Consider the following 16700-nt stretch of genomic DNA (forward strand, 5'->3'; position numbering starts at 1 on the left):
CATGTCGAATATTGTATTATCGGCAGTCGAGAAGCAAGTCTCTGCTTTACAATAAACTCTTTTGCTTCTGATTCTAGACCAATTTTCCCGCGCTTCCGACCCTTTTGGTCAATTCTCTGGCTAATGTCAAAAAAGGCGCATTCACAGCGCCTTTTTATCGGGGGAAATTATGAGCAAAAATCAAACAGCTTCGTCGTGGGAAGTGATGTTATGTTGCTCTGCCGGGATGGCATCCCAACCTTCTTTTATGTCCCTTAAAATCGCCATGACATCATCTATGGCCTGGGGATCGTTGTTGAGGTTGGCCTCACTGATTTTACGCAGCATAAAATCGTAAAGGTCACCCAGGTTTTGGGCTATTTCACCGCCAGCTTCCATATTCAGGCTGTTTGACAAACCCGTAATAATACCTATGGCCTTATTGATGAAAATCCCTTTATTGGTTAAGTCATTCTGCTCAATCGCGTAACGACTCTGTGCCAGACGCTCCAGCGCGCCTGCAAACATCATCTGAATGATACGGTGGGGGGACGCGACGGCAATTTCACTTTCCAGTGATACCTTGCGATACGATTGCAGTGACCCTCTCATATGTACCTACCTATTTGCATCGATTGTTCTGTAAACATTGAGTTGGCGTTTACTTTTACTGCCGGCATGCAACAATTGCTGCCTGTGCTCACGAAGGGCGGTGGCCTTGGCCAAAAACTCCTGACTCAATCGCAACTCCTTATTCAGGAAGTATCGATCTTCGACTTCGTGGTCACCGTCTATCTTTTGCAATAAAAATTGACGCTTGAGAATCATCTCTTGCAATTGCGATACCAAGTCATCGGCACTTTCATCTTCAGCGGTGATTTTCTCCAGTTTTTCAAACAGTAAAATTAAACTGCTATTGAGCGCTTCAAGTTCGTGCATGTCGTTCTCCGGGTGATGCTCTATTCAGTTTAGTCTTTTACCACGCCAGGGAGCGAGTTGAGTCTGTCAATCAGGCCTGTGGATTGTTGGTTGAGGCTCGCAACCACCAAATCCATCGCGTTAAACTGTTTAAACAAACGTGCTTCCAGTGCATCCATCTTCCGGGTGAAGGCTTCGCGCTGATCATCAAGACGCTGTTTTTCACTGTTATAGGTATCGTTGCGGGTACTGATTACACCACCCGCCTTGGTATAAGTGCTGGCAAGATCCGAGAGACGGTTGGCAAGGCCCGTATCTTCGGTAGAAAACAAACCTTCCAGCGAGCTCATGTCTTCGGCGATGGCTTTATCCAGCTTGGTGCTGTCAATTTCCAGCTTGCCATAACGGTCGGTCTTGATACCCATATCATAAAGGGCAACCGTTTTACCATTGACATCGACCCGTTCACTGACCATCTTACGCAGCTGTGACTCCAGGGAACGAATCATGGCATCACCTTGTAACGCAGAGGCTTTTTTCTTATCCGCATCGTAGGATGACAGCTTGTTGATGGAATCAATCAAGGCGTTATAGGCATCGACGAAGCCCGTGACGTTTGCCTTCACCGCTTCGTCATCCTGAGAGATAGTCAGAGTCCCGACCTCTCCAATATCGGCCTTGGTCAGCTCAAGGGTTACACCCGTGATAGCACCTTTCACCTCATTGCTGCCAGAAGTGATCTTTTGATTGTCGACGTAAAGAATGGCGTCCTGCGCCGTTTGCAGTTCGGACAGACTGGTGCCATTGAACATGTCGTTCAGACCGGTACCCGTGGTATCAGTGGCTGTCACGCTGATTTGATTGGCTGTGCCTGTTTCTTCCGAAGAAAACACCAGACGGCTGCCTGCATCACTGGTAATGACGGTCGCAATTACCCCTTTGTTATCGCTGGCATCATTAATTTTTTTGGCAATGGCATTTAAATCGTCGGCAGGGTCAACATCGACGCCAAAGCTTTCACCATTCACAGTGAAGTCAAGACGGCCCTCGCCCACTGTATCGGTTGCTGCTGCGGTATTGGAACCCGCAACCTTATGGGAAAAAGCTAATTGCTCTACTTTGATGGAATACGTGCCGCTTTGGGCAAATTTATCAGCCGTCGCTTTAAAATAGAGACTGTCACCGGTGGAGACTTTACGAATACTGAGTTCACTGCCCTTTTGCAGCTTTTTCAGGGCATCCTGAAATTTGGCCAGTTCGCTCTTTAAGGTACCTATGGCAGAAACCTTGGCATTGATAGTGTCCTCTGTTCGGTTAAACAGGGCTTCCTTGGGCGCTTTCTCTGCGTTAACAATGGCCGAAACCATGTCATTGATGGGCAGATTAGAGCCAATTCCGGTTGCAGTTAATGCCATATCGACCTCGTATTACGGGTGCACCTCAAGCCTCGGTTTTCATCAGAAGCCCAGTGACTTCCAATAATTTTTGGGCAATTTTAAGTGCTTCTTCACTTGGGATCTGCCTGATGACGTCTCCCGATGCTATATCCAGCACACTGACTACAGGTTGCCCGGATGTCTCATCCACCCGAAACTCCAACCCCTTTTGCATCATAGACATCATAGTAGACATCTCTTCAGCAATGGCAGCCAGCTGTTCTTTTTCTGCGTCAGCCTTGTCGTTCTGTTCCTCTGCCTTGGCATTTGCCTGGCCGGCGTCAACCGGTTGGGCAAGATCAGCGCGGTTAAGCTCTGCATCCTTTGGTGCCAAAGGTTTGACAGGTGCCGCTGCGAGCTCAGTTCGCTGGTGTTGCTGTGGCACTGTGGCGCCAGCTAATGCAATATCCATACCTCACCTCATACCTTTTTGGCCAGATATCGCGAACTCATCGGGATATCGTGACTGATTTCCAGATATGGCAAAGGGAGATCCGTTGCCGAACCTCCCTTCGCCGTGCTTCAATCCCTGAGAAATTACAGCAGAGACAGGGCGATTTGAGGCAGCTGGTTAGCCTGAGCGAGCATGGCAGAACCGGTTTGTTGCAGCACCTGGTTCTTGGTCATGGCAGAGGTTTCTTTGGCGAAATCCACATCCACGATACGGCTCTTGGCGTCAGCAACGTTGGCCTGAGTGTTGGCACTGTTGCTGATGTTGTGACCCAGACGGTTCTGGATGGCGCCGAGTGTAGCGCGTTGAGTATCGATTTTCTTAATTGCAGCGTCAATTCTTACCATGGCGGTACTACGGCCGCCTGAAGTCGTTACATCTAATCCGGTTACAGACAGACTGGTGGCGTCGCTTCTAGAAACTTGAATAGTCACATCTTCGGCGTTCTGATGACCCACCTGAAACTTCTTGCCCACAGAGAAGCCGCCTGACAACAGCTTAGTGTTGCCGAAAGCTGTGGTATTACCAATGGCAGTGATTTCGGAAGCAAGTTCAGTCATCTCATTTTTCAACGCTGTCAAGTCGTCTGCACTGTTGGCACCATTCTCCGCCTGGATGGCCAGATCACGCATGCGCTGCAGCATGTTGGTCTGCTCCTGCATTGCACCTTCGGCAATCTGGGCGATGGAGATAGCATCGTTGGCGTTGCGCATACCCACTTCCAGACCACGAACCTGACTGTTCAGGCGGTTGGAGATGGCAAGACCGGCCGCGTCGTCTTTGGCGCTGTTAATGCGCAGACCGGAAGACAGACGCTCCATGGAGGTTGCCAGATCACGGTTAGACATAGTCAGGTTCTTTTGCGCTTTCATTGAAGTGACATTGGTGTTTACTGTAATGGCCATGATCGTTTCCTCTTGGTTACCTGGCTCAGGACTAGCCTGTCTTGTTCAGCCAGGCGGTCATACTCGTTACAGTATATTTAGCGGCAGCGTCTTTTTATCCTTTAGTTTTTTTTAAAAAAAATCTGACTTTTTTTAATTCTTCATATAACTCAATTATTTGCTCTATAAAAAACAGAGCGGCTAGCCTGGCCAGAGGCAAAAAGTTGCCGCCTGGCAGGCATCGCCGCTTACTGATGCCTGTCAAATATCAGCCGAGCAGGGACAGGGCAACCTGGGGCAATTGGTTGGCCTGAGCCAACATCGCCGAGCCAGTCTGCTGCAGTACCTGGTTTTTGGTCATTGCAGACGTTTCTTTGGCAAAGTCGACATCCACAATACGGCTCTTGGCGTCAGCAACGTTGGCCTGGGTGTTGGCGCTGTTGCTGATGTTATGGGCCAGGCGGTTTTGTACCGCACCGAGAGCGGCACGCTGTGTGTCTATTTTTTTGATTGCATTATCAATCTTCAACAACGCCGAGTTACGTCCTGCTGAAGAGGTGATATTGACCGCATTGACCGACAAGGTAGTGGCGTTATTTTGACTGACCTGTATGGTCACGTCCTCACCTTCCTGGTGCCCCACCTGAAATTTTTTGCCGGCAGAGAAGCCACCAGACATCAACTTGGTGTTACCGAAGGCTGTTGAGTTACCAATTGCGGTTATCTCAGTGATCAGCTGCGAGATTTCATCCTGAATCGCCTGCAGGTCATCGGCACTGTTGGCACCGTTTTCTGCCTGAATAGACAAGTCACGCATACGCTGCAGCATGTTGGTTTGTTCCTGCATCGCACCTTCTGCAATCTGGGCGATGGAGATACCATCGTTGGCATTTCGCATGCCCACTTCCAGACCACGTACTTGGCTGTTCAGACGGTTAGAAATCGCCAAGCCGGCAGCGTCGTCTTTCGCGCTGTTGATGCGCAAACCGGATGACAGACGCTCCATGGAAGTCGCCAACTGACCACTGGACATGTTCAGGTTCTTTTGGGCCTTCATGGAGGTCACATTGGTATTAACAGTAATAGCCATGTTGAGTTCCTCTTCCTAGTGTTACCGCCAAGGCTTGGAGCTTGGCTAAATTAGTTAACAAAATTACTTCCAGTGAGTGGCTGTGCCTGTCGCTACAAGTAGTCGAACAGGGACACAGAACCAACTCTGCTAAACACATTGGAGACTGCGTTCAATGCAAGCTGTTGCTTCTCAAATTCCGTAATCGCCGTTGCGTAATCCAGATCTTCCAGCAATGACAGCGCCGAGGTATTGACGACCTGCTCTTCTGCGTGTCGTCCGGCGTAACTCTCAAGACTCTTGAGGTTATTACCTGCCACGCTTCTGGCGGTGCTGAGCTGATTCAATCCGCTGTCAGTGTTATTCAAGAGCTGTGCCAACTCTGCAATGCCAGCGGGAGAATTCATGCGGCTATCGTCTTCTATCAGGGTGATAGCCTTGTTAATGGTGTCGAAAATACTGACTTCAGCCTGAGGAGCCAGGGAAATGCTGTCGCCGGCAGCAGGTGTGCCTTCCAGCTTGACCTCTATCCCGTTGAAACTCACGGGATTGGTGGCATCGAAGTTGTTCACCGTGGTGATAAGCCCATTGGCACTGTCACGAACTTCCAGGTTCACACCACCTACACCATTATCAATAAAATTAAAGGTATAAGTATCTTCCACATGGGCTGCGGGATTGGTGATTGCGGCGCTCTGAACCTTGAAGTCGCCCGCCTGGGTCGACAAATAATTGACGGCATAATCGCCAAGTGCGTTGGGGGACGTGATAAAGGCCATATCGCCGGGTACATTGGTCCCCATGGCAATACCGCGGGAAATCATGGCGTCACGCACACCGGCATCACCGCTGTAAACCATGTTCCCTGCGCCATCAAAAGCAAAAGGTTCCGTGTCTGTTTTAAAACCGGAAAACATGAAATTGCCCGATTCATCGCGGGTGTTCGCCACATTAAGCAATTCCTGCAGGCTGCCACGCATCTCATCGGCAATCATTTGCCGCTCTGAGGGCGAAAGGCCGCCATTTACACCACGCAGGATTTGCTCGCGCAAACCGGTCACCAACTCCTCGGCGCTGCCAAGTTTACTTTCGGCAATGCCCAAATGATTTTTGGCGTAGTCGATGTTCTTTAAAAATTGATCCACCAGCGCCTGCTGCTGATTCAGATTGTCGATACCCAGGGCCGCCACCGGGTCATCACCCGAGGTATTCACCTTTTTGCCACTGGACAACTGCTCGAGCAGCTTCGCGGTCTCAGTCTGCTTTTGCAGTATGTTATTGGTGTTCTGGGTAAACATTTGCGAGGTAGATATACGCATCACTCAATCCTCTTAACGCACCGACGCAAACAGGGTGTCAAAGATTTGCTGGGCCGTGGTCATAATGCGCGCCGACGCCTGATACGACTGTTGGAACCGCAGCAAATTGGCCGCCTCTTCGTCCAGGTTGACTCCGGATACTTCCTGAACCCGTCCATAGGCCTGCTGGTAAATGGCTTCGGCAGACCCCAGGCGCACTTCGGCGGCCTTGGTGCCGGAGCCAATTTGTTGCTTGGTTTTTTCGAACACATCAATGAGGGTCGACTTGCCGCCATTCATCAGCTTGGTATCGGCCAATTGCGCCATGGCCAGGGCATTGGTGTTATCACCTTCGCCGTAGCTGAGATCAAAGGTAAAACTGTCTGTAGCGGCCCCCGTGGACTCTACCTCAAAGGTAAAGCCAAAGGCGCTGATGGAAGGCGGCGTATAAGCCACACCGGCGGCAAGCACTGTGCCGTCAGCAGCGGTGACATCGTAGGTATTGGCGCCGGTGTTCAGGGTAAAGGTCAGCTCACTGCCGGTCACCGGGAAGTTGGCCGCCAGCCGATTATCGATACTGGTAACCTCGACCTTGGTGTTACCCGAGTTCGTTGCATCGGCGGTAATTTTGGGCGCCGCAGCGGCAATGCCTTTGGGATCTGTCATCACCACAGACATTTGGGCTGATGCCCCTGACGTAGGCCGGATAAGGAATCTGTCACCGTCGGCAAAAGCCCCGGCTCCAATATTGATACTAAACCCAGCGCCACCTGTGAGAGTGGAACCGCTTAAGGTCAGTGGCGTTACATCACCGGTCAGGGTATCGGTTAACTCATAGGTAGCGGGAGCCGTGTATTTAAGCTCGTAGGCACTGCCCGAGAGTGCCCCCACATCTTCGACTGATACGCTGAGTGAGGCCGTACCCGTGTTGCTTCCATACTGGCCAACACGGCTTTGGGCAATAAGCGGGTCGTTGATATCCAGGAAAATATTGCTGCCGATCTGACCGTTCATGTCAAACCCGGCCTTTTGTGCCTCATTAAAGGCATTGGCAATACCCAGCGACAACTGGCCCAGTTCATTTTCGGCCGGAATAAGGGTTTTATCCCTGAATTCATACAGAGCAGACAGTTGTCCGCCCAGCTTTGACGGGTCAACCACCAGCGTGGAGGTGCCAGTGGTTGCGGTGAGCCTGAGTTCGTCGGAGTAAGGGTCGCCCTGGGCTGTCCCTATGCTCATGGCCACTTCTGAAGACACCAACATGACAGCGCCCCCGAGCATGATGCTTTTGGCGCCATTTTCCAGAGGGATCACATTCACCTGAGCGTATTCACTCAACTCCATGATCAGCGAATCCTGCTTATCCAGCAGCTGCATGTCTTCGCCCATGGTTTTCATCAGCTCACGATTGATATTGGCAAGTTCGGTGCTGATTTCGTTGACGCGGGTCGTAATGGCATCAATCTGTTCATGGGTCTGCTTCATCTGCCCTTCGAGCTGACGCTGCATCTCGTTGATGGCGCTGGCCATCTGCTGAGCAGACCCCAGCACACCGCCACGAATACCCAGATCCGAAGGCAAGTCAGCCAGGCTATTGATATTTTTGAACATATCGTTGAGCGACTGGGGAATGGCTTTGCCTATCTGGGAAAACAGCTGATCGAGCTCGCTCATTTTGGTGTGGCTGACTTCGGCGGCCCCTTTCGCGGTTTGGCCGATACGCAGTTCGCGGGCAGCATATTCGTTGTACACCCGTTTGACACTGGAGACGTAGGTGCCCGTGCCGTAAAAACTGTTACCGGAGCGCTGTGACAGGTGAGTCGCCTGGGTAGCAACCTGGCGGTTGTACCCCTCGGTATTGACGTTGGCTATGTTGTTACTGGTGACCCCAAGCTGGGCCTGAGATGCCAGTACCCCGGTCCGGGCGATGTTCAATAAATCTATGCTCATTTCTTTCTCCGCCTGTCAGGGTCAGTTGCCAAGGGCCATTGCCTTGATTTCAGACGTCACCGCCTGCATTACCCGCATCACCTTATCGGCGTATTGAGGGTCCGTGGCATAACCGGCATTTTGTAAACCCTGCACAAAGGATGCAGGTCTCGCCGCTTGTTTAAGGGCGTCTCCATAGCGCTCGCCGCTTTTCAGGAAGTCGACAAAATCGTTGAAGCTCTGCTCCAGGGTGTCGTAAACCCGGAAGTCGGCTCGTTGACGCACCGCGACGCCCTGCTCAAATTCCAGGGTGTTGACGGCCGCTTTTTCCCCTTCCCAGCGTTTGTCTGCTTTGATATTGAACAGGTTGTTGCTCATGCTGCCGTCGGGCCTTCTAACGAGCTTCTGACCCCAACCGGTTTCCAGTGCCGATTGGGCAATCAGCACTTCAGGCTTGGTACCCAGGCGTTTGGCGGCTTCATTCGCCAGCGGCATCAAGGCACGAATAAAGTCCTGACGGCTCTCAAAATTCGGATTGTCACGCTCACTTTCAAGCTGCTTACTGGGAGTTTGCTTCCCGGCGAGCAATTGGTCGAATATGGGCGCAGCGGCACTGGAAGCAGGAGCCGATACGGCTGTTGGCGCATCCAGCACAGGCGCTTCATGGAAGCCGGAGCCTGTGAACACACCGCCTGGCAGCCCCGCAATTTGGCTTTGAGCCAAGGCCTGCGCAGCCGTTGCTTTGAGCCCGACGTTTGGCTCTTTTGCGTCAGAGGCACCGTCACGGCGCAGCATCATGGGGGCCTCCCCCATATCAAAACGCTTATCGCCGCCCAGCACAGATGAAGGTGTGATGGGGCTATCCTGAGGAGACAGCTGCTGCACCATCAAATCCACCAGCCCCAACATGCCTTTTTGCGACATATCGACTGCCATCTGCTGGTCGCGCATTTCCTCATAAAACTTGGTGTACTGGCTGTTGAATGGGCTGTCAGATTCAAACACGGCATTGGCATCACGCATGCTTTTCATCAGCATCTGCACAAAAATCCCCTCGAATTGCTTCGCGACTTCCCGCAGGGCCGCCTTGTCATCGGCCTTGGCCTGGGCTCTTAATTTGTCCAGGCCACCGATGTCGAGGAAATGTGAGGCGTTTGAAAGCTTTTCCATAGTGAGTTGCCAATTTTCCGACAAGAATCAAATGACGATAAGCTCACCATGCAAGGCTCCTGCCATCTTTAACGCTTCAAGAATAGCCAGTACGTCCGAAGGCGCAGCGCCAACAAGATTCACCGCCCTGACCAATTCATCCAGACTGGTGCCCGGATTAAACAGGAACATACGACTGTTGGCCTGAGACGCATCTATGGTGCTTTGATTGGTTACCACGGTATCGCCACCGGCAAGGGCATTGGGTTGTGACACCTGCTGGTTTTCGGCAATGGTCACCGTGAGGCCGCCATGGGTCACCGCCGCCGGCAACAACTTCACATTCTGGCCAACGACTATGGTGCCGGTGCGCGAGTTTACGATCACCTTGGCAGACTCGTCGGCGGGTTCTACTTCGAGGTTTTCCAGTGTCGCCAGGAATGACACCCGCTGGGAGGTATCCCGTGGGGCATACACCTGAACCGATGCCGCATCGAGGGCGCGAGCCATTTCCGGTCCCAGCAAGTCGTTGATGGCATCGGCCATCCGCTTGGCGGTGGAGAAGTCGGCACGGTGCAGGTTGAAAGTGAGAAAATCACCATTGGCGAAAGCCGACGGTACGGCCCGCTCGACCAGGGCGCCATTGGGGATACGCCCCACGGTCGGGGTATTCTGGATTACCTTGGAGCCATCAAGCCCTTCGGCGCTGAAGCCGGACACCACCATGCTGCCCTGGGCAATGGCGTAGATGTTGCCATCCACCCCTTTAAGGAAGGTTTGCAGCAGAGTACCGCCACGCAAACTCTTGGCTTCGCCTATGCTGGACACAGTGACATCCAGCGTCTGGCCGGGCTTGATAAACGGCGGCATATCAGCATGCACCGCCACCACGGCCACGTTTTTAATCTTGGGCTTCACGTTGGTCGGCAAATTAATGCCGAAGTTCTTCAGCATGGTGGTAAAGGTTTGCTCTGTATAGTTCGCCTTTTCCCCGGTGCCGGGCAACCCCACCACCAAACCATAGCCAATGAGCTGGTTACTTCGCACACCCTGCACGGCAGCGATATCTTTAATGCGCTCGGCTTTGACCGGCACTGTCATGGCCAGCAGGGCCACGGCGAGCAGAACCTTGATTTTCATGTCCAAGCTCCTTTAGAAGGGCCACCAATCGCTGAGGAAGAACTGGCTCAGCCAGCCCACCTGCTGCGAATTGGCAAAGGTACCAGTACCGCTGTATTGAATGCGGGCATTGGCCACCCGGGTGGATTCCACCTTGTTGTCTGTGGTGATGTCCTGGGGCCGGATAACCCCGGTCACCCGAATAAATTCATCACCGTTGTTGATGCTTATCCACTTTTCACCGCGGATCACCAAATTGCCATTGGCCAGCACCTGTAATACATGGGCAGAAATATTGCCTCTGAGACTGTTGCTCTGATCGGCATCGGCCTCACGCTTGGTGTTCATGCTGTCGGAATACCCCAGACTCAGCGGATTACCACTGATGGTGACCGGGCCGCCAAGGGCCTGAATGGCATCCATATTGAGATCCGAGCCCTTTTTGATTTCGTTGTTGGCGCTCTTGGTTGCCTGGGTCGATTCCGTCAGCACTACGGTAATGATGTCCCCTACCCGGTGGGCGCGGATATCCGTGTACAGGCTTGCCGCCTGTGAGTCGAGGAAAATAGAGCCCGTAGGTTCCAACGCGACCGGCGGCTCTTCAGGCACCACAGGGGCATAGTAAGGATCGTCCGGAATGGGTTTGTGTTCCGTACTGGCGCATCCTGCGAGCACCAGCAGCGAACCGACCATAAGGTATCTGAGCATAGCCATCGCCTCTTACAGATTCTGGTTAACGTAAGCCAGCATCTGATCCACCGCTGAAATCACCTTGGAGTTCATTTCATAGATGCGTTGACTTTCGATGAGATTGACCAGCTCCTCGGTCACATTCACGTTTGAGGTTTCAAGCGCCCCCTGACGAATTGCCCCCATACCATCCAAAGAGGCAGTACCCTGAATGGGCGTACCACTGGCGCCGGTTTCCAGGTACAGGTTCTGACCTATGGGATCAAGACCAGAGGGATTGATAAAGTCAGACAGGGTCAGCTGCCCTACAATCTGGCTTTCAGCGGCGCCGGGGGTTTTTACTGACACTTCCCCTTCGGCAGACACAGTGATACTGGTGGCATTGTCGGGAATGGTGATGGCAGGCTGAAGCACATAGCCTGAGCCGGGCGTCACTATCTGGCCGGTATCGTCCAGCGAGAACTGACCATTACGGGTGTAAGCCGTGGTGCCATCGGGCAACTGAATTTCAAAAAAGCCCGGGCCTTCAATCATCATATCCAGCGCGTTATCCGTGGTCAGCATGTTGCCCTGGGTGAACATCTTTTGGGTCGCCACCACCTTGGTGCCGGCGCCTATGTTCAATCCATTGGGTAATTTGGTATTTGACGCACTGATACCGCCGGCCTGATTCACAGTTTGATAGAGCAGGTCTTCAAACACGGCACGGCTTTTTTTGTAGCCGACGGTACTGGCGTTGGCGACGTTGTTGGATATCACGGCGATATCCGTTTGCTGAGCATCTAAGCCAGTTTTACTTATCCATAATGCGGGATGCATAATCCTGTCTCCTTAGCCAATACGTACTAGTTGTGCAGAAGCTTTATCGTTTTCTTCTGCGGTTTTCATCATCTTGACCTGCAGCTCAAACTGCCGCTGGATATCAATCAAGGCCACCATTTCTTCGACGGGGTTGACGTTGCTGCCTTCCACGGCGCGGCTCTCAAGGGCCACGGTTTCATCCTGTGGCGCAGTGTTGCCATCCATCAGCCGGAACAGACCATCGTCACCGCGCATCAGGTTTTGATTACCGGGGTTTACCAGTTTTATCCTGGCCACCTCTTCCACCACTTCGGCAGTGGCGCCCTGAGGACGAACCGTGATGGTGCCGTCCTGGGCAATTTCCACCTTGTCGATGGGCAGCGGCAGAACGATGGGACCGGCATCGCCCATGACAGGGCGCCCCTGTGAATTGGTCAGCAAACCGGTTTCGTCAAATTTCAGGCTACCGGCACGGGTATAGGCCTCGTTGCCATCGGCGTCTTCCACCGCTATCCAGCCATCGCCTTTCACGGCGACATCCAAATCCCGGGCGGTACTGTTAATCGGGCCGTGACGGAAACTGGCCTGGGGATTTTCGGTCATGGCGAATACCCGTGTGGGCAATCCCTCACCAAAGGCTTGCATGGAGCGGGATTGCTCCAGATCGGCCTTGAAGCCATCGGTATTGGCGTTGGCCAGATTGTTGGCCCGAATGGAAAGCGAATTGAGATTCTGCTTGGCACCACTCATGGCGATATAGAGAAATTTGTCCACGCTGGGCTCCGTCAAAGATCTAGCATGCACTTAGCAAAGCAAACTGCATGCCAAGTAACCAAGAGCAAGTCCGGCAAGGACTGGGAAGGCGAAAATCAGCACGACAAGGGGGAAGGATGCAGGCAAAAAATTGCCGCCCGAAGGCGGCAACCAAGGAGAGAAAATCTTAACGGATCTGCAGAATGGTCTGCTGCAGTGTGTTATTCACTTCCAATGTACGGCTGTTGGCCTGGAAGTTACGCTGCGCCGAAATCAGGTCAACCAACTCTGTGGTCAAATCCACGTTGGACTGTTCCAGCGCCGCCGAGCGAATGGCACCGAAGGTACCACTGTTGGCTTCGCCGGCGAGGGCTGTGCCAGAGGCCAGGCTTTCTTTCCAGGAGGTGTTACCCACCTGAGTCAGCCCCTGCTCGTTGGCAAAACGCACCAGGGCAACGCGGCCAAGGGGTACGGTGCTGCCATTACTGTAGGCGGCTTTAATCAGGCCATCTTCACCCACTTCCACGTTGGTCAGGCGGCCTACAGTGGTACCGTCCTGGGTCAGCTCAGTCACCTCAAACGCAGATGCGTACTGAGTCGGGTTGGCAAAATTAATGGTAAGGGTTTGGCTGCCGTCGGCACCTGGCCCCAGAATGCCGGCACCACCAATCCCCAGGGGCTCTGTGGTAATGATAGCGGGGTTGGTTCCAGTGTATGTACCAGTGCTGTTAAAGGTCAGCACCGCCCCCGACCAGCCACCGATGGTTTGGGCAGTTCCGGTGGCGTCAGGGGTACCGTCACCATTGGTATCCATTTGGTAAGTACCTGGACCACCGCCAAGATTCACAGGCTGACCGTCAAGGGCATAGTAAGCCACCCAGTTGTTTTCACCTGTGTAGGCACCATTGTTTGGCCGAACAAAGTAGGTGGTCAGAATGTGTGGCTCGCCGAGAGAGTCATAAATAGTAGACGAGGTAGAGTTATTGAACGTGGTTGGATCATCAGGGTCAAACGCCGCTGGGTCTTTGGTTTTTTCACCGGCGTTCAGGTTCATCTGAATACCCACGTTCTCTGTCATCACCGGGCTGCCTGCGGTGTCAGGAATTTGTACAGGACGGGTGGTAGTCAAACTCACAGAAGTGGAGTTGCCGAATTTGTCTACCGGGAAGGTCTGCAGGAAGTTGCCCGCTGAATCCACCAAATAGTTGTTGCTGTCTACCTTAAATGCACCGGCGCGGGTGAAGCTGTAATCACGGGCCGACGGATCGGCCGACGTCACAAAAAAGCCGCCACCGCTGATGGCCAAGTCCAGCGCGTTGCTGGTGAACTGCAAACTGCCCTGATGGAACTGCTGCGCCACCTGAGTAGTGGTCACGCCGCCACCCACCTGGGTTTTGCTGTTGGAGAAAATGGACGCCGCATACACATCGGCAAACTCAGCACGCGACTCTTTAAAGCCCGTGGTGTTGACGTTGGCGATATTATTGGCTGTGGTATTCAAATCTTTTTGGGCGGCAGCGATGCCACTGAGTGCGATATTGAAAGACATAAGTCAGTTACCTCTTTAGTCTGTTTTTTCTGGATCAGCTCTCAGCCACAGCCAGAACATCCGATAGTTTAATGCCGCCAATGCCACGCAAATTAAGAATGGCGCCTGTTGCTGCAGTCCCGAGCGACACGCTGGTCACATGGGCATAAGTTGAAACCGGTAATTCTTCGGCCTTACCATCAATACGGCCACTGGCCTTGATGGTGTAAGTGCCTTCGGCGACGGGTTTGCCTTCAGCATCGAGGCCGTCCCAATTCACATCAATATTGCCGCCGTCACTGCCGTCAACACTGAAGGTTTTCACCAGCTGTCCCTTGGCATCTTCAATACGCACCATGATGGTTTCGATGGGCTTGGAGGTACTGATGACACCATGGAGGTTGGGCTCTTCGGTGGACACATGGCCTGAAGCCGACGGGATCAACACCTTCTGCCCCACCAGACCCGATGCCTGCAGTGCCTGACTCGAGGTCATCACAGTATTGAGATTCACAATGTGGTCGTTCAGATTCGCGATACCGTCCACAGTGGAGAAGGACGCCATCTGGGCAATCATCTGATCATTTTCTACCGGCTTGAACGGGTCCTGCATCGACAACTGCTGAGACAAAAGGGCGAAAAAGTCCTCTTGGGTTAGCTCCTGCTTTTTGGCCTCTGGCACTGCTTCTTTGGTCTGCAACCTGACACTGTCCAGAAAGGGATTTCCCGTGCTCTGGGTTGACTGGGCCGCCGATGCCTGACTGATAGAGTTAAGAAAACTCACGGCTTACCTCCTTAGCGCCACATCCGTTATTTGCCCATTCTCAGAGTCTGCATCAGCATACTCTTGGCGGTGTCGGCCACCTGGACATTCATCTGGTACGAACGTGATGCGGAAATCATGTCAGCCATTTCTTCCATCACGTTCACATTGGGTTTGTAAATAAAGCCATCGGCATCCGCCATGGGATGATCCGGGTTGTATTCTTTTTGCAGCGGCTTATCGCTTTCGACTATGCCTTTGACATTCACACCACGGGCAGATTGCTGCTGGCTGGCTTTGGCAAGCTCAGCTTCAAACACCGGATGACGTGCCCGGTAGGTTTTATCGACACTGCTGGAAACTGAATCTGCGTTGGCAATGTTGCTTGCGGTGGTGTTGAGGCGAACCGATTGCGCACTCATACCAGAGCCAGACACATTGAAGATATTAAACAAGCTCATTGTCAGTCTCCTTTAATGGCCTTTTTCATACCGTTGAACTTGCCCTCCAGAAAGCCCAGCGACATCTGATATTCCAGCGCATTCTGCATAAAGGCCGACTGCTCCTGCTGGATATCTACCGTGTTGCCATCGCCGGTATCGGGCTGATTGGGAACACGGAACTGCACGTGTTGCCGGCTCAGAGCTTGCAAGTCAAAATGCCCTTCACTGGTTTGAGCCATTTGCATGCCACGCTGATGACTGCGTGCAGCCTGCAGCGCATCGGCAAAGTTCACATCCCGGGCTTTGTAGTGGGGGGTATCGGCGTTGGCGATATTGCTTGAGAGGACTTCCGCCCGCTCTGCTCTGATGCCAAGGGTAAATTGATGCACCCCAAGCGCCTTATCGAAACTGATCGCCATAAAATTGCCTCCACGCCATGATGGCTGATGAAAAGCAATTCATGTGCCAAATCTTGAGTGTTAACCATGGCAAATGACAGGCAACAAAAAAGCCGCCTTGAAAAAGACGGCTTTTTTGTTTTTATTCATATGGTTATTTTGCTAGGTCTTTTTCTGGTAGTAAATACCCGGGTTGCAGCGCACCATGTCAAATTCATCGGTCAATCCGGCAATTGACTCGGAAGCGCCAAGAAACAATATGCCCTTGGGGTTAAGGGCGGCAGCAAATTGCCGCAGTATTTTCGCCTTTGCCTCAGGGGCAAAGTAAATGAGCACGTTGCGGCAAAAAATGATGTCGAATTTGCCGAGCAAGGCATAACTTTCCAGCAGGTTATGTGCTCTGAAACTCACCATACGACGAACATTGTCTTTTACCCGCATGTTGCCGCTTGGCAAGGTATCGAAAAAAGCCCGTTTACGCTCATCCGATAAACCGCGCCCCAGCGCCAAACTGTCGTATTCAGCTTGCTTACAACGCTCCAGCATCGAGGGGGACAAATCCGTTGCCTGAATCGACGCACCGGCCGGTAAGCCACCTGGACGTTTTTGCTGATATTCGAGAATGGTCATTGCCAGCGAATAAGGCTCCTGCCCGGAGGAACAAGCCGCAGACCAGATTTTCAATGGCCTGCCAAGCTTGGCATAGTCAGGCAGCAAGGCATTGGCGAGCAATTCAAAGGGGTATTTATCACGAAACCACAGGGTTTCGTTGGTGGTCATGGCATCAATAACCTCGGCGCGCAGTTGCCGCTCTGTGGGTTTCATTGAATGTTTGACCACTTCCGATAATGACGGCAGATTGTATTTGCCCATCAGAGGTGCAAGGCGGCTGCGGACCAGATACTGCTTGTTTTCGCCAAGCACTATGCCGCTGTGTTGTTCAAGGAACAACCTGAATTGATTATATTCCGCTTCAGCCAGTGATTTGTCTGACACCGTATCTCATCCTGCACCTGATAGAGAAAATTAACTCAATAACTGGTTAACCTTCTGATTTTATTCCCCAAAAATAAGCGCTGCTTTATACATTAT

18 protein-coding genes are annotated in these 16700 nt (G+C 52.4%); all 18 read right to left on the minus strand.

Going from position 1 to position 16700, the window contains the following annotated elements; all coding sequences use genetic code 11:
* Positions 1 to 180: 180 nt before the first annotated feature.
* The 18 genes from fliS to JQC75_RS11920 all read right to left on the minus strand — a co-directional run bounded on the left by fliS (position 181) and on the right by JQC75_RS11920 (position 16604).
* Positions 181 to 591, minus strand: a complete 411-nt coding sequence (gene fliS, locus JQC75_RS11835) for a flagellar export chaperone FliS (protein ID WP_203324287.1) — start codon at positions 589 to 591, stop codon at positions 181 to 183.
* A 6-nt stretch (positions 592 to 597) separates the two neighbouring features.
* Positions 598 to 918, minus strand: coding sequence for a hypothetical protein (locus tag JQC75_RS11840; RefSeq protein ID WP_203324288.1), 321 nt, complete (start codon positions 916 to 918; stop codon positions 598 to 600).
* Positions 919 to 947: 29 nt separating this feature from the next.
* Entirely contained in the window at positions 948 to 2312 is a 1365-nt protein-coding gene (gene fliD / locus JQC75_RS11845) for a flagellar filament capping protein FliD (RefSeq protein ID WP_203324289.1), read from the minus strand.
* Between the two features lie 25 nt (positions 2313 to 2337).
* Positions 2338 to 2745, minus strand: a complete 408-nt coding sequence (locus tag JQC75_RS11850; RefSeq protein ID WP_239002002.1) for a flagellar protein FlaG — start codon at positions 2743 to 2745, stop codon at positions 2338 to 2340.
* A gap of 125 nt (positions 2746 to 2870) precedes the next feature.
* Positions 2871 to 3689 (minus strand): flagellin N-terminal helical domain-containing protein, encoded by an 819-nt coding sequence (locus JQC75_RS11855; protein WP_203324290.1) that lies wholly within the window; start codon positions 3687 to 3689, stop codon positions 2871 to 2873.
* Positions 3690 to 3936: 247 nt separating this feature from the next.
* Positions 3937 to 4758 (minus strand): flagellin N-terminal helical domain-containing protein, encoded by an 822-nt coding sequence (locus tag JQC75_RS11860; RefSeq protein WP_203324291.1) that lies wholly within the window; start codon positions 4756 to 4758, stop codon positions 3937 to 3939.
* 92 nt (positions 4759 to 4850) lie between these two features.
* The gene (gene flgL, locus JQC75_RS11865; protein ID WP_203324292.1) at positions 4851 to 6056 is read right to left on the minus strand and encodes a flagellar hook-associated protein FlgL; all 1206 of its coding nucleotides are present in this window, start codon (positions 6054 to 6056) and stop codon (positions 4851 to 4853) included.
* A gap of 12 nt (positions 6057 to 6068) precedes the next feature.
* A complete protein-coding gene (flgK, locus tag JQC75_RS11870; protein WP_203324293.1) occupies positions 6069 to 7985 on the minus strand; it encodes a flagellar hook-associated protein FlgK in 1917 nt (638 codons plus the stop codon).
* Between the two features lie 21 nt (positions 7986 to 8006).
* The gene (flgJ, locus tag JQC75_RS11875; protein ID WP_203324294.1) at positions 8007 to 9134 is read right to left on the minus strand and encodes a flagellar assembly peptidoglycan hydrolase FlgJ; all 1128 of its coding nucleotides are present in this window, start codon (positions 9132 to 9134) and stop codon (positions 8007 to 8009) included.
* A 27-nt stretch (positions 9135 to 9161) separates the two neighbouring features.
* Entirely contained in the window at positions 9162 to 10253 is a 1092-nt protein-coding gene (locus JQC75_RS11880) for a flagellar basal body P-ring protein FlgI (protein ID WP_203324295.1), read from the minus strand.
* Between the two features lie 12 nt (positions 10254 to 10265).
* The gene (gene flgH / locus JQC75_RS11885) at positions 10266 to 10940 is read right to left on the minus strand and encodes a flagellar basal body L-ring protein FlgH (RefSeq protein ID WP_203324296.1); all 675 of its coding nucleotides are present in this window, start codon (positions 10938 to 10940) and stop codon (positions 10266 to 10268) included.
* Positions 10941 to 10952: 12 nt separating this feature from the next.
* The gene (flgG, locus tag JQC75_RS11890; RefSeq protein WP_011760426.1) at positions 10953 to 11741 is read right to left on the minus strand and encodes a flagellar basal-body rod protein FlgG; all 789 of its coding nucleotides are present in this window, start codon (positions 11739 to 11741) and stop codon (positions 10953 to 10955) included.
* 12 nt (positions 11742 to 11753) lie between these two features.
* Complete coding sequence (gene flgF, locus JQC75_RS11895; protein WP_203324297.1) at positions 11754 to 12497, minus strand: flagellar basal-body rod protein FlgF; 744 nt, start codon at positions 12495 to 12497, stop codon at positions 11754 to 11756.
* Positions 12498 to 12663: 166 nt separating this feature from the next.
* Entirely contained in the window at positions 12664 to 14025 is a 1362-nt protein-coding gene (flgE, locus tag JQC75_RS11900; protein WP_203324298.1) for a flagellar hook protein FlgE, read from the minus strand.
* Positions 14026 to 14059: 34 nt separating this feature from the next.
* Positions 14060 to 14788: a flagellar hook assembly protein FlgD gene (flgD, locus tag JQC75_RS11905; RefSeq protein ID WP_203324299.1), complete on the minus strand. Its 729-nt coding sequence runs from the start codon at positions 14786 to 14788 to the stop codon at positions 14060 to 14062.
* A 26-nt stretch (positions 14789 to 14814) separates the two neighbouring features.
* Positions 14815 to 15228: a flagellar basal body rod protein FlgC gene (gene flgC / locus JQC75_RS11910; RefSeq protein WP_011760430.1), complete on the minus strand. Its 414-nt coding sequence runs from the start codon at positions 15226 to 15228 to the stop codon at positions 14815 to 14817.
* Positions 15229 to 15230: 2 nt separating this feature from the next.
* Positions 15231 to 15629, minus strand: coding sequence for a flagellar basal body rod protein FlgB (flgB, locus tag JQC75_RS11915; protein WP_203324300.1), 399 nt, complete (start codon positions 15627 to 15629; stop codon positions 15231 to 15233).
* Positions 15630 to 15770: 141 nt separating this feature from the next.
* Positions 15771 to 16604: a CheR family methyltransferase gene (locus JQC75_RS11920; RefSeq protein ID WP_203324301.1), complete on the minus strand. Its 834-nt coding sequence runs from the start codon at positions 16602 to 16604 to the stop codon at positions 15771 to 15773.
* Between the last annotated feature and the right edge of the window lie 96 nt (positions 16605 to 16700).

This window comes from Shewanella litorisediminis (genome assembly GCF_016834455.1).
GTDB lineage: Bacteria > Pseudomonadota > Gammaproteobacteria > Enterobacterales > Shewanellaceae > Shewanella > Shewanella litorisediminis.